This window comes from Pseudomonas sp. Irchel 3H9 (assembly GCF_900187495.1).
Lineage (GTDB): Bacteria > Pseudomonadota > Gammaproteobacteria > Pseudomonadales > Pseudomonadaceae > Aquipseudomonas > Aquipseudomonas sivasensis.
Genome location: NZ_FYDK01000001.1, coordinates 1,100,188 through 1,112,468, shown reverse-complemented (window position 1 = coordinate 1,112,468; position 12,281 = coordinate 1,100,188). Strand labels below are relative to the sequence as shown.

The following is a 12,281-nucleotide window of genomic DNA, read 5'->3' as shown; positions in this document are numbered from 1 at the left end:
AACACCTTGAATGTGGGAGGGGCTTGCCCCTGAGGACAGTGTTTCAGCCCAATCATCTACGCCTGACACACCGCTATCGGGGGCAAGCCCCCTCCCACACTTGATCGCATTCCAAATCTGAAATTGCTGCACCTCTAATAACAAAAATCCCCGGGAGCCCGCTTATGTCGGTCGATCCGCAACACCTGCTTCGCGAGCTGTTTGCCACAGCCATCGACGCCGCCCACCCCCGGCAAGTCCTTGAACCCTTTCTGCCCGCCGACCGCACCGGCCGCGTGATCGTGATCGGCGCCGGCAAGGCCGCCGCCGCCATGGCACTCGTCGTCGAGAACTGCTGGCACGGCGAGGTCACTGGTCTGGTGGTCACCCGCTACGGCCATGGCGCACCGTGCAAAAAAATCGAAGTGGTTGAAGCCGCCCACCCCGTCCCCGATGCTGCCGGCCTGGCCGTGGCCAAGCGCGTGCTGGAGTTGATCAGCAACCTCGACGAAGACGACCGTGTGATTTTCCTGCTCTCCGGCGGCGGCTCTGCATTGCTGGCCCTGCCCGCCGAAGGCATCACCCTGGCGGACAAACAAACCATCAACAAGGCGTTGCTCAAATCCGGCGCGACCATTGGCGAGATGAACTGCGTGCGCAAGCACCTCTCAGCAATCAAAGGCGGTCGGTTGGCCAAGGCCGCATGGCCGGCAACGGTGTACACCTACGCCATCTCCGACGTGCCGGGCGACCAGGCCACGGTGATTGCCTCCGGCCCTACCGTCGGCGACCCGAGCACCTCGCAACAAGCCCTGGCGATTCTCAAGCGTTACGGGATCGACGCACCCGCCTCCGTGCGCAGCTGGCTGCAAAACCCGGCCTCGGAAACCGTCAAACCCGGCGATCCGATCCTCGCCCGCAGCCACTTCCAATTGATCGCCCGCCCCCAGCAATCCCTGGAAGCCGTGGCCGTAAAAGTACGCCAGGCCGGTTTCAGCCCGCTGATCCTCGGCGATCTGGAAGGTGAAGCGCGGGACGTGGCCAAAGTGCACGCGGGCATTGCCCGGCAGATCGTGCAGCACGGCCAACCGTTGGCAGCGCCGTGCGTGATCCTGTCCGGCGGTGAAACCACCGTCACAGTGCGCGGCAATGGCCGGGGCGGGCGCAATGCGGAATTTCTGCTGAGCCTGACCGACAGCCTCAAAGGCCTGCCCGGCGTGTACGCACTGGCGGGCGACACGGACGGCATCGACGGTTCGGAAGACAACGCCGGCGCAATCATGACGCCCTGCAGCTACCGCCGCGCCGAAGCCTTGGGCCTGAGCGCCAGCGATGAGTTGGATAACAACAACGGCTACGGCTATTTCGCGGCGCTCGACGACTTGATCGTCACCGAGCCAACCCGCACCAACGTCAACGACTTCCGCGCCATTCTGATCCTTGAGAGCACTGCCCATGACGCCTGACAAGAAGGTCAAGATCCTCGCCACCCTGGGCCCGGCCACCGACGGGATCGATGACATCCTCGAACTGGTAGAAGCCGGGGTGAATATCTTCCGCCTCAACTTCAGCCACGGTGACCACGCCGATCACGCCCAGCGCTACCAATGGATTCGCCAGGTGGAGCGCCAGCTCAACTACCCGCTGGGCATCCTGATGGACCTGCAAGGGCCGAAGCTGCGAGTCGGGCGTTTCGCCGAAGGCAAGGTGCAATTGGTGCGCGGCCAGGCCCTGCGCCTGGACCTGGATGAGACCCCGGGCGACCAACGCCGGGTCAACCTGCCCCACCCGGAAATCATTGCAGCGCTGGAGCCGGGCATGGACCTGCTGCTGGACGACGGCAAGCTGCGCCTGCGGGTGATCACCAAGCACACCGATGCCATTGATACCACCGTGCTCAATGGCGGTGAGCTTTCCGACCGCAAGGGCGTGAACGTGCCACAAGCGCTGTTGGAACTGAGCCCTCTGACCGCCAAGGACCGCCGCGACCTGAGCTTCGGCCTGGAGCTGGGCGTGGACTGGGTGGCGTTGTCGTTCGTGCAACGCCCGGAAGACATCCGCGAAGCCCGCGAGCTGATCGGTGACAAAGCCTTCCTGATGGCCAAGATCGAGAAGCCGTCGGCCGTGCAGCGCCTGCGGGAAATCGCCGAACTGAGCGACGCGATCATGGTGGCCAGAGGCGACCTGGGTGTGGAAGTACCGGCCGAGAGCGTGCCGCAGATCCAGAAGGACATCATCAGCACCTGCCGTCAGTTGGGTAAACCGGTGGTGGTCGCCACGCAGATGCTCGAATCCATGCGTTTCTCACCGGCGCCCACCCGTGCCGAAGTCACCGATGTGGCCAACGCCGTGGCCGAGGGCGCAGATGCGGTGATGCTGTCGGCAGAAACCGCATCGGGCGAGTACCCGCTCGAAGCCGTGCAGATGATGAGCAAGATCATCCGCCAAGTGGAAAACGGTCCGGATTACCAGGCGCAACTGGACGTCAGCCGGCCCAAAGCCGATGCCACCGTGTCGGACGCCATCAGCTGCGCGATCCGTCGTATCAGCAGCATCCTGCCGGTGGCGGTGCTGGTGAACTACAGCGAATCCGGCAGCTCCAGCCTGCGCGCTGCACGGGAACGGCCCGTGGCGCCGATCCTTAACCTCACACCGAACCTGTCCACGGCGCGACGGCTGAGCGTGGCGTGGGGCGTGCACTCGGTGGTCAATGATCGGCTGCGCCAGGTGGATGAGGTGTGTTCCACGGCACTGGAGATTGCCCAGGCTCAGGGCATGGCGCAGCGCGGGGATACGTTGGTGATTACGGCGGGGGTGCCGTTCGGGCAGCCGGGGTCGACCAACTCTTTGCGTATAGAGACGCTGATCTAGCGCCTGTAGAGGCCCCATCGGGGGCAAGCCCCCTCCCACACTTGATTGGATTCACATCGTTAGATGTGTGAATGCAGTCCAATGTGGGAGGGGGCTGGCCCTCGATGGGGACAACTCAGTCTCACTGAATCCCCATCATGCACAACCAGACCTGCCCCGACTGGGCCGAAGCGCTGCTCAACGGCTTCAGCCAAATCTTCCTGCAACGCCAGCCGCTGTGCGGCTTGCTGTGCCTACTGGCCATCCTGATCGGCGCTCCGGCCTTGCTCGGCGGTGCACTGCTGGGTGGCGTGGCCGGGTTGCTCACGGCCCAGCGCCGGGGTTATCCCAAAGCTGAACGCCAAGCTGGCTTATATAGCTACAACGGCGTGTTGCTGGGCTTGTTGATCAGCGAGCATTTCGCGTGGTCTGCCTTGTTGCCGCCGCTGATCCTGGCGTGTGGCGGCCTGAGTGCGATTCTCACGCGGCAATGGCTCAGGCACGCGACGCAACCGGATGACTTGCCTGCCTACACCGCGCCGTTTGTCATGCTGGGTTGGCTGCTGCTGGGCACTGCGGCGCCAAACACCTTCGCCCTGGGCGCACCGGACGCCCTGGCTTTGTTCAACGCGCCCTTCACTGGCCTGGCGCAAATCATGCTGCTGGATCAGCCCGTGGCCGGCGTCTTGATTGCCCTTGGCCTGTGGCTCGCCAACCGACGCGCGGCCATCTGGGCCTTGATCGGCGCCAGCGCCGGCGTGCTGATCGGCGTCATGCTGGAGGACAGCACCGGCGCCCTCCTCGGCCTGCACAGCTACAACCCGGCCCTCGCGGCCCTGGCCCTGAGCCAAGCGCGTCGCCAAGCCTGGCTGCCGCTGCTCGGCATCCTGCTGGCGATCCTTCTGACACCGGGCTTTGCCGCCCTGCACCTGCCCGCGCTCACCGCGCCGTTTATCCTCGCCTGCTGGCTGGTACGCGCCGGTCGCCGAATCGTGCAGAAACCGCGCATGGACAGCCCCTTCGAATCCCCCTAGGCTTGCTCGATCTTCGATTCGGGCGGGACTTATGGACAGCAACAACGACTGGCGCCAGCGGCTCTACGTCATGGTTTTTCAGAGCGACACCGTCGCCGGGCGGCGCTTTGACGGCATCTTGTTGCTGATCATCCTCGCCAGCCTGGTGATCGTGATGCTCGACAGCATCGACCAGATCCACCAGAACTACGCCAATGTGCTGGCGTATATCGAGTGGGGCTTCACCGTCATCTTCCTGATCGAGTACGGGCTGCGCCTGTACTGCTCGCCCAAGCCGTTGCGCTATGCCTTCAGTTTTTACGGGCTGGTGGATTTGCTCGCCATCGTGCCCGGCATCCTTGCGCTGTATTACAGCGATGCGCAGTACCTGCTGATCATCCGCATCATCCGCATGCTGCGGATTTTCCGCGTGCTCAAGCTCAGCCCGTACCTCAAGCAAGCCAACTACCTGATGGCGGCGTTGCGCGGCAGCAAGCAGAAGATCGTGGTGTTCCTGGTGAGCGTATGCACCCTGGTGACGGTGTTCGGCACCTTGATGTACGTGATCGAAGGCCCGGAACACGGGTTTACCAGCATTCCCAAAGGCATCTATTGGGCCATCGTCACCCTGACCACCGTGGGCTTTGGCGATATCGTGCCGAAGACGCCGTTGGGCCAAGTGATTTCGTCACTGGTGATGATCACCGGTTACTCGATCATCGCAGTGCCCACGGGCATTTTTACCGCCGAGCTGGCCAGTGCCATGCGCGGTGAACAGCTGCAAACCGACTGCCCGGTGTGCAAGAAAAACAGCCACGAGCCCAATGCGGCGTTCTGCTCGCGCTGCGGCAGTAATCTTTTCAAGAAAGTGGAATAAGCAAAGTTCTTTTTAATCTTTAAGCGACTATGGCGCCCCGGCTATAGTCGCTGGCAAATGGCCTTACCCCTTCTCCCGAACAACAAGGAATGAGCAGTGAAAAAACTCGTTAGCGCCTCTCTCCTGGCCGCCGGTCTTGCCCTGGCGGGCGCCGTGCACGCCGCACCGGTCACACTGCTCAACGTCTCCTATGACGTAATGCGCGATTTCTACAAGGACTACAACGCCGCGTTCCAGAAGCATTGGGAAGCCGAGCACCCGAACGACAAGCTGACCCTGCAAATGTCCTTCGGCGGTTCCAGCAAACAAGCGCGTTCGGTGATCGACGGTCTGCCCGCTGACGTGATCACCATGAACATGGCCACCGACATCAACGCCCTTGCCGACAACGGCAAACTGGTGCCAGACAACTGGGTCACGCGCCTGCCCAACAACAGCGCGCCGTTCACCTCCGCCACCGTGTTTATCGTGCGCAAGGGCAACCCCAAGGCGCTGAAAGACTGGCCGGACCTGCTCAAGGATGGCGTGCAAGTGATCGTGCCTAACCCGAAAACCTCGGGTAACGGCCGCTACACCTACCTGTCGGCCTGGGGTTATGTGCTCAAGAACGGCGGCGATGAAGAAAAGGCCAAGACCTTCGTCGGCAAGCTGTTCAAGCAAGCGCCTGTGCTCGACACCGGTGGCCGTGCAGCGACCACCACGTTCATGACCAACCAAATCGGCGACGTGCTGGTGACCTTTGAGAACGAAGCCGAAATGATCGCCCGTGAATTCGGCCGTGATCAGTTCGAAGTGATCTACCCAAGCGTTTCCGCTGAAGCCGAGCCGCCGGTGTCGGTGGTCGACAAAGTGGTCGAGAAGAAAGGCACCCGCGTGGCCGCCGAAGACTACCTGAAGTACCTGTGGTCGCCGGAAGGCCAGGAAATCGCCGCCAACAACTACCTGCGCCCGCGTGATCCAAAAGTACTGGCCAAGTACACCGACCGCTTCCCGAAAGTCGACTTCCTGTCGGTGGAGAAAACCTTTGGTGACTGGCGCACCGTACAGAAGACCCACTTCAATGACGGTGGCATCTTCGACCAGATCTACTCCGGTCAATAACTAAGAAACGCGGTAAAAAATGTGGGAGGGGGCTCGCTCCCGATAGCAGTGTGTCAGCCACTACACCCAGTGACTGACACTCCGCCATCGGGGGCAAGCCCCCTCCCACATTTGGCTGTCTGTATGGCCGTTGCATCGGTAGTGCCACACCACCTTAGTTGTTTCTGAATGTATCATCAGCCAGCATAAGTGATATCACCACGAGCGCCCTACTCGTGCGTACGCCTTGGCTTTACTCTCGCTCGCCATCTTCCTCCGCTTTTATGAGAACACCATGAACGCTACTCCCCACACTACAAGCACCATGACCCGCGGGATGGTGATGCTGTTTGCGTTCTGCTGCGGCGCCATCGTTGCCAACATTTACTACGCGCAACCGATCATTGAACTGATCGCCCCGGACATCGGCCTTACGCCGGCCATGGCCAGCCTGATCGTGTCCCTGACGCAAATCGGTTATGCCCTGGGGCTGTTCTTCCTGGTGCCATTGGGCGACCTGCTGGAAAACCGCAAGCTGATGATCCTCACCACCGTGGTGGCCATCGCCAGCCTGCTGGGCGCAGCGTTCACCGCACAGCCGAACCTGTTCTTGCTGGTGTCGCTGCTGATCGGATTCAGTTCAGTATCGGTGCAGATCCTGATCCCGCTGGCCGCGCACCTGGCGCCTGCCGAGTCCCGTGGCCGTGTGGTCGGTAGCATCATGGGCGGTCTGTTGCTGGGCATCCTGCTGGCACGGCCGGTCTCCAGCGTGGTGGCGGACCACTTCGGCTGGCGTGCGATGTTCATGGCGGCGGCGGGGTTGATGGCGTTTATCAGCGTGGTGCTGATGCTGACCATCCCCAAGCGCCAACCCGACCACAGCGCCACATATGGCCAATTGCTGGGCTCGCTGGGCACCTTGTTGCGTCGCCAGCCCGTGCTGCGCCAGCGCGCGTTTTACCAAGGCTGCATGTTTGCCACCTTCAGCCTGTTCTGGACCGCCGCGCCACTGGAGCTGGCGCGTAATCACGGCCTGAGCCAGAGCGAAATCGCCCTGTTCGCCCTGGTCGGTGCCTTGGGCGCCATCGCCGCGCCCATCGCCGGGCGCCTGGCGGACGCCGGTCACACTCACCGCGCTTCGTTGCTGGCGATGCTGTTCGCCGCGCTGAGCTTCCTGCCGGCTTTCGTACATCCGCTGTACAGCGTGATCGGCCTGGCGGTAACCGGTGTGGTCCTGGACTTCTGCGTGCAGATGAACATGGTCCTGGGCCAACGCGCCATCTACGCCCTCGACGCCAACAGCCGCAGCCGTTTGAACGCGCTGTACATGACCAGCATCTTCATCGGCGGCGCCTTTGGCTCAGCGATTGCCAGCAGCGTGTATGAACACGGCGGCTGGCTCGGGGTGATGCTGGTCGGCAGCGCATTCCCGCTGGTGGCGTTGTTGCGGTTCCTGAGTGCGTCCCGGCGGGTGGCGGTCGCAACCGCTTAAGAGCGCACCAACTTCTCCAGAGCCGCGTCCGCCAGAAATGACGAGCGGCTTTTGACCTTGTGCTCACGCACATAACGGTCGACTCGCTGGATGACATAACCGGGCAAGGTCGCATTGACCTTCTCGGTCTTGCTCAGATAAGGCGAGATGTCCAACGCCAGCATCCCCCAGCCCATCCCCGCATAGTCCTCATGAGCGCGATGGTTCGCGACTGACGTTGGCATCGGAATCGTCCCGCCCTCTGCAGCGATCTCCTGCAGCAGGATGTGCGCGACTTACACGGCAGCGTTGCAAGCCTCTTCAAAGCTGTCCCCGGCGGTGACAGCGCCTGGAATATCGGGGATTTGAATTCCGGTGGCGGTAAAGTCATCGCTCCATTCGATAAAAATATGATGTCTGCCCGTGACGCGATCCAGTACCCATCCAGCCTCTTGCAGCTCCTTGATCAATCACCTGCTTTGCACCCCAGCCTCCTTGGCTTGGCCTGAACAAAAACAACCCTAGAGTTTTCTTTGCTCAAGCACAGAACCTCTCAGCCTGACTGGCGGTGGTTTTACCGAATGTTGAGCGCTGCCGAGTGAAACCTCGGAATCCGCCCGTTGAGCGACGGCCAGTAACCGAATGACCCCCCGCCCGCCAGCAAGGCAGGCTGGCGACGGAGCAGCGCAAGGATGGTTTGGGACGCAATGATCAACGCCAGCCGCTGGCCAGGACATTGATGAGCGCCGAAACCAAAGCTGAAGCTGCGCCGCTGCGGGCGTTCAAGCACAAAACTATCGGGCATCGGGTTTGCCGCAGGGTCACGATTGGCGGACGCCAGCACCACCAGGAGGGTATCCCCGGCCTCCAGCACGCGGTTACCGATGGCACACCGGTCGGCAACAAACCGCCGAGTGTTCTGCACTGGGGAATCGAAGCGCGCCACTTCTTCAACCAGCGCCATGACCTGGGCGGGCGCGTGCTGAACCTGCTCCAGCAGATCAGGCTGCCGGGCGAGCATCACCAATGTGTTACCTATCAGGCCGGCCGTGGCTTCGCAGGTCTGTGACAGCAGCCCGATCAGGTTCGCGGTCAACACGTCAGTGTCCATCCAGTCGCCTGTGCGGATGTGCGTCATCAACGCCGAAGCTTCAAGTACGTCGCCGAACATTTGCGTCAACTGCGACGCTCCGATGTCGGCGTGATGCCGTTGGGCCTCGTTGCTCAGCGGCGAGAGGCAGGCGACGAAATCCCGTGTCAGCTCGGCAACCGCTGCTGTCTGCCCAGCTGGAAAACCCAGCAACGCCGCAACCGCCGAGACCGGCAAGGTGAACATCAACGCCTCCAGGTTATCCACGCGGTCGATAAGGCTGCCGACCACCTCCGCGACGGTCCCGACGCCTACGCCAGCCAATGCCGGTTCGACTGCTGCTCGCGGGCATCGATGGGCCGTCCCTTCATTCATCCGCATCAAGCGGGCAAATACCTGGCCTGCCGCGCCTTGCGCAATCGCAGCAGGCACCGGCTCGTGATGCGGGCGTACTCGACAATCCGGGTGAGCCAGAACAGCCGCAACCACCTCGGCTGTACTGGCGACCCACAGCCCAAGTTCAGCGTCGAACAGCAACCCGCCAGTACGTCTCAGGCGTGAGTAATAGTCATAAGGGTCAGCGTGGGTAGCGGCTTCAAGCGGTGTCATTCAGGACGTCCTGTTCACGAAGAACCGCTACTATCAGTCACCTCACCCGGTAACGATTCGCTCAGGAACGAAATATGAATGGCCAGGACGACGACGCCGCACTCTCACAGGTCGCCGGCGCAATTGCAGAACCTGCGCGCACGAAAATGCTCTGCGCGCTGATGGATGGGCATGCGCGTACCAGCACCGAAATGGCGGTGATTGCCGAGGTCAGCACCTCAACCGCCAGCGCGCACTTGGCCCGGCTCAAGGACGACGGCTTGATCACGCTGCACACGCAGGGGCGTCACCGGTACTACAGCCTCGCCGGTCTGTCGGTGGCCCAGGCGATTGAAGGGTTGATGGTGATCAGCCGCAACAGCGCCAAGGCGTTTGTGCCGAGCACGCCCACGCGTCTGCAGTTTGCGCGCACCTGCTACGACCACATGGCGGGTACGTTGGCGGTCACGCTGCACGACCATTTCATTGAGGCCGGCTGGTTGACCGGGAACGACAGCTACCAACTCAGCGCACACGGCGACGAGGCGATGGTTGAACTTGGGATTGATGTGGCGACGCTGCGCACGCAACGACGGCGATTCGCCTGCGCCTGCCTGGACTGGAGCATGCGCCGCCCGCACCTGGCGGGTGCTTTGGGCGCGGCGCTTTTGCAAAACGCTGTTCGCCGTGAATGGGTAATACAGGACTTGGATAGCCGCGCACTGAGTGTGACGCCAAAGGGCCGCAAAGCGCTCAAGGCCCGATTTGGAACAACGATCTGCGAACCATGAAGATCACCAGCCAAACTCGCCGATACGTAGCAGGATCAGGCGCATACCGAATGCCCAGCATCTAGGCAGTGCAGCAGGCGCTCGACCGTGTGATCCAAGGGGCCGGAGTTATCCAGCACAAACAACCCTGTACCACTGCCGCCGATCAGCTCTTGAGTAAACCGCGCATTGCGCGCCAAGCGCTCCTCGATGTCGGCCGGCAACTCTCGTCCCCGCGCGATCAAGCGCTGGCGTAACACGCCTTGATCCACGGTCAGCAATAGCACCAGCATCTGCGGATAACGCGCGCGGGCCTGCGCCAGGTGTGCACGCGAGCCGTTGACCAGAACGTCATCCCCCGCCGCCAGCCAATCGTCGATTTCCCGTGGAATGCCATAGGACAAGCCGTTGGCCTGCCAACTGAGGGCAAACGCCCCCTCGGTACGCATCACCGCAAACTGCTCCGCGCTCACACCGTGCGCCGCCTCGCCCACGGCCTCCGCCGAACGGGTGATGACGCGCCGCACGATGCGGCAGCCGCGCTCGGCCAACTGCGGACGGGCGGCATCCAGAAGGCTGTCCTTGCCCGAACCCGATGGCCCGATGAGATAGATCAACCTGCCCGCCATCAACACACCCTCTTCGCTTGTCGCCAGACTTATGCACCACAGGAAGCCCTTCGCGGCGCCTGGCTTGCATCAGCTCGGCCCGATGGCCCGTACAAATGCCGCCTGCAACAGGCTGGGCGGATAGCGATCACTGAAAAGTATATCCAGCAATCCTTCGGCAGCCAGGCCGGCGGCGGCCACATTACCCGAGTGCGACCCGCCGCGCATCAGGTTCGGCGCCACCACAAAGACGAGTGATGCCTCCCCGAACAATCCTACAGCCAGCACTACGGTGCTTATCTACGGTACAGGCTCCTATCCCTTCTCCCCTCAACGGAGACGAAACAGTGCCCGACTCAATCGCAGCGCAAGTACGTGAAACCGCTCAAACAGAACAGTCAAAAGAAGACATATTCTTTAGCCTTCTTTCCGGACTGGCTGGCCTTCACCCCATCATCACAACCATAGGCGCCGCCAGAAGTTATATGAAGGTCTGCGAAAAAAGCGGGTTGAAACTCAACCCGTACTTTGTCAAAAACGGCAATTGCGGACCCTCGCCCAAAACCCAAAAGATGCTTTCACACCGCAAATACAAAAGCTTGGGTGTTGGCGCAACCGGGGTGGGAGTGGCGGCGATAAGCCCGGCGATCTCGCCTATTCCCGCGCCCTTCTATGCGGCCAGGCATGCGTCTGCCACGACCTCTACGGCGATACATCTGCGTCGGCTGTCAAAAATGCTGGCGGCTTATCAACCCTTCGCCGCTGGTGATAAACAAGTCAGTGATGCGATTAAATGGCTGCAACTGGCCATCGAGGTAAAGTTCAAGAAGCTCGCATTTCGAGGCACAGAAATGGCCATCTCGACCACCTCGACCTTGCTTTCATTTACCGGCATCGGCCTGGTCGGAAAAATCCCGCTCATCATGGTCAGCTTCCAACTTGAACTGGCCAGGCTGATGGTCAGCGACCGTTACGCCGCCCTGTGCAAGGTGGCGGCGATGGAGTTGCAGTGGGCGGCCTTTCTTGAACAGAACCCCAACGTCGGCGATATGCCGCAAGCCAGCCTCGCCGGTTTATCCCGAGCAGATCAGATCAAGCAGCTTGAACAAAGAAAGATGATGCTCGGCGCCGCAATCACCACTCAAGTGCGAGGTCGTGCACTCGATGCCCGAACCGGCAATACCGGTTTGGGCCCTGCCACGATGATCATCAAGGAGATCATGGCTAAGCACACGTTTCAGGGGCAGTTCTTCGCGGGCCATGACTATTTGACCATGATCCATGAACCGGCTGGCTGGAATGCCATTGCGGCGAAACTGATGAACATATGAGAAGCGGCATGGTACCGGCGCCTCCATGGCCCGAGGGCTGAGGAGGTCCACTGTGGGACGGGGCTTGCTCCCGATGGCGATGCCACATTCAGCTAATCAGTGACTGACCTGGCGCTATCGGGAGCAAGCCCCCTCCCGTATTTGAACTTCAGTGCCTGGAAGGATGGATTTCACAGGCATGAAAAAGGCGACCCGAAGGTCGCCTTTTGTCATTGCGCGTACTGCTTGCTCAACCCCGGCGGCACACCTTGCACGTTGGTGTCTTCCCACGGCCCATTGGGGCTGATGGAGCGGCTCCAGCCGTTGCTCCAGCGGTAGTAGGTGCGCTGGCGGTAGAACGTGTCCGGTTGGTCATCAAGCACGTACACCTGCATCTTGCCGTCCCAATGGCTGGCGGCGCCCGGTGGGGGGGCGAAGGTCGGCGATTTAGTCGGGGCAGGCTTCGGTGGCGGGGTGACCGGGCCGGAAGGCTTGGTGCTCGGCTGAGTCGAGGGGCCGGACGGCGGGATAGTCGGGCCGGTCGGGCCAGGTGGTGGCCGATGGACCGCACAGGCGCTCAGGCCCAGTACCAGGCTGAGCAAGGTGATGCGTGCGAATGCGGTCGTCATAGGCGTTTCCTCAAAA

The 12,281-nt window shown here is 61.7% G+C and carries 11 protein-coding genes and 2 pseudogenes; 8 read left to right on the top strand and 5 right to left on the bottom strand.

Annotated elements, in window-relative coordinates; all coding sequences use genetic code 11:
- Positions 1-164 precede the first annotated feature (164 nt).
- The 6 genes from CKW32_RS05375 (at position 165) to CKW32_RS05350 (ending at position 7,291) form a co-directional block, all read left to right on the top strand.
- Entirely contained in the window at positions 165-1,445 is a 1,281-nt protein-coding gene (locus CKW32_RS05375) for a glycerate kinase (protein WP_095184249.1), read from the top strand.
- Complete coding sequence (gene pyk, locus CKW32_RS05370; protein ID WP_095184248.1) at positions 1,435-2,850, top strand: pyruvate kinase; 1,416 nt, start codon at positions 1,435-1,437, stop codon at positions 2,848-2,850. The genes CKW32_RS05375 and pyk overlap by 11 nt, the downstream gene beginning before the upstream one ends.
- A 137-nt stretch (positions 2,851-2,987) precedes the next feature.
- Positions 2,988-3,863, top strand: coding sequence for an urea transporter (locus tag CKW32_RS05365; RefSeq protein WP_095184247.1), 876 nt, complete (start codon positions 2,988-2,990; stop codon positions 3,861-3,863).
- A 31-nt stretch (positions 3,864-3,894) separates the two neighbouring features.
- Positions 3,895-4,719, top strand: a complete 825-nt coding sequence (locus CKW32_RS05360) for an ion transporter (RefSeq protein ID WP_032889122.1) — start codon at positions 3,895-3,897, stop codon at positions 4,717-4,719.
- 96 nt (positions 4,720-4,815) lie between these two features.
- On the top strand, positions 4,816-5,820 hold the full coding sequence (locus tag CKW32_RS05355) for a sulfate ABC transporter substrate-binding protein (RefSeq protein WP_032889121.1): 1,005 nt from the start codon (positions 4,816-4,818) through the stop codon (positions 5,818-5,820).
- 274 nt (positions 5,821-6,094) lie between these two features.
- The gene (locus CKW32_RS05350; RefSeq protein ID WP_081797774.1) at positions 6,095-7,291 is read left to right on the top strand and encodes an MFS transporter; all 1,197 of its coding nucleotides are present in this window, start codon (positions 6,095-6,097) and stop codon (positions 7,289-7,291) included.
- On the opposite strand, the pseudogene CKW32_RS05345 reads toward CKW32_RS05350, so the two are convergent.
- Together CKW32_RS05345 and CKW32_RS05340 are read right to left on the bottom strand one after the other, a co-directional pair.
- Positions 7,288-7,707 (bottom strand): annotated as a pseudogene (locus CKW32_RS05345) (type II toxin-antitoxin system HicB family antitoxin). The gene CKW32_RS05350 and the pseudogene CKW32_RS05345 sit on opposite strands and share 4 nt — an antisense overlap.
- A 137-nt stretch (positions 7,708-7,844) precedes the next feature.
- Entirely contained in the window at positions 7,845-8,969 is a 1,125-nt protein-coding gene (locus CKW32_RS05340; RefSeq protein WP_095184246.1) for a cytochrome P450, read from the bottom strand.
- Positions 8,970-9,043: 74 nt separating this feature from the next.
- Here CKW32_RS05340 and CKW32_RS05335 point away from each other — a divergent pair, with 74 nt between their 5' ends.
- Entirely contained in the window at positions 9,044-9,739 is a 696-nt protein-coding gene (locus tag CKW32_RS05335; protein ID WP_095184245.1) for a helix-turn-helix transcriptional regulator, read from the top strand.
- A 35-nt stretch (positions 9,740-9,774) separates the two neighbouring features.
- On the opposite strand, the gene phnN is transcribed toward CKW32_RS05335, so the two are convergent.
- Together phnN and CKW32_RS28450 are read right to left on the bottom strand one after the other, a co-directional pair.
- A complete protein-coding gene (gene phnN / locus CKW32_RS05330) occupies positions 9,775-10,347 on the bottom strand; it encodes a phosphonate metabolism protein/1,5-bisphosphokinase (PRPP-forming) PhnN (RefSeq protein ID WP_095184244.1) in 573 nt (190 codons plus the stop codon).
- Positions 10,347-10,578 (bottom strand): annotated as a pseudogene (locus CKW32_RS28450) (alpha-D-ribose 1-methylphosphonate 5-triphosphate diphosphatase); the annotation flags it as partial. The gene phnN and the pseudogene CKW32_RS28450, both read right to left, overlap by 1 nt.
- Before the next feature lie 95 nt (positions 10,579-10,673).
- Here CKW32_RS28450 and CKW32_RS28265 point away from each other — a divergent pair.
- On the top strand, positions 10,674-11,657 hold the full coding sequence (locus CKW32_RS28265) for a hypothetical protein (RefSeq protein WP_177434249.1): 984 nt from the start codon (positions 10,674-10,676) through the stop codon (positions 11,655-11,657).
- Positions 11,658-11,866: 209 nt separating this feature from the next.
- Here the strand turns inward: CKW32_RS28265 and CKW32_RS05315 are convergent, their stop codons facing one another.
- Positions 11,867-12,265 carry a hypothetical protein gene (locus CKW32_RS05315; protein WP_095184242.1) on the bottom strand — a complete coding sequence of 133 codons (399 nt, stop codon included), beginning with the start codon at positions 12,263-12,265 and terminating at the stop codon, positions 11,867-11,869.
- Between the last annotated feature and the right edge of the window lie 16 nt (positions 12,266-12,281).